The sequence below is a fragment of the Oribacterium sp. HCP3S3_B9 genome, from assembly GCF_052064255.1.
GTDB lineage: Bacteria > Bacillota > Clostridia > Lachnospirales > Lachnospiraceae > Oribacterium.
Window position 1 is genome coordinate 1 of sequence record NZ_JBQHVY010000074.1, and the last position, 625, is coordinate 625.

Sequence of the window (625 nt, forward strand, 5' to 3'; positions counted from 1 at the left end):
CGAAATCAGTGATCCAAAAACGGAAGCTGCTGAAGGCAGGACTAATAACTGGGGTGAAGTCGTAACAAGGTAGCCGTATCGGAAGGTGCGGCTGGATCACCTCCTTTCTAAAGATTAAGTAAGGGTCTGTGTGTTAATCGATTCTTGATTTCAAGGATGTACCTTTAAAAGAAAGAGGGGACTATAGCTCAGCTGGTTAGAGCGCACGCCTGATAAGCGTGAGGTCGGTGGTTCGAGTCCACTTAGTCCCACTGAATGGTGTCGATGCGGTCAGGGGTAACACCCGTTCCCATCCCGAACACGACGGTTAAGACCTGATCGGCCGAAAATACTACATTGGTAACGATGTGGGAACATAGGTGGACGCCATTCTTTCTTTAAAAAGAACAGAAATCAAGCGATTTCTGATTCATATAGATTACGATCTGTGAGAAAGTCACACAGGGATTCATGATCCCGGATCGCACTCGTGATCACTGATCACGATGAACATTGATAACTGAATATCTGCAAAATATAAATTATTCTATTTAATAGAGTAAGACATCCGAGGCGTTAACGAAAGTTAACGAATTAAAAAACCAGATGGTGGAAACATCATCACACAGCCAACATCGATTCACGC

Annotated in this window: 1 tRNA gene and 2 rRNA genes; all 3 read left to right on the forward strand. The window is 44.0% G+C overall.

Annotation, left to right across the window (positions count from 1 at the left end):
• Positions 1–107 (forward strand): 16S ribosomal RNA (locus ACTNC3_RS11485); the annotation flags it as partial.
• A 70-nt stretch (positions 108–177) separates the two neighbouring features.
• Positions 178–251: transfer RNA gene (locus ACTNC3_RS11490), tRNA-Ile, on the forward strand.
• A 3-nt stretch (positions 252–254) separates the two neighbouring features.
• Positions 255–372, forward strand: a 5S ribosomal RNA gene (rrf, locus tag ACTNC3_RS11495).
• Positions 373–625: the final 253 nt, after the last annotated feature.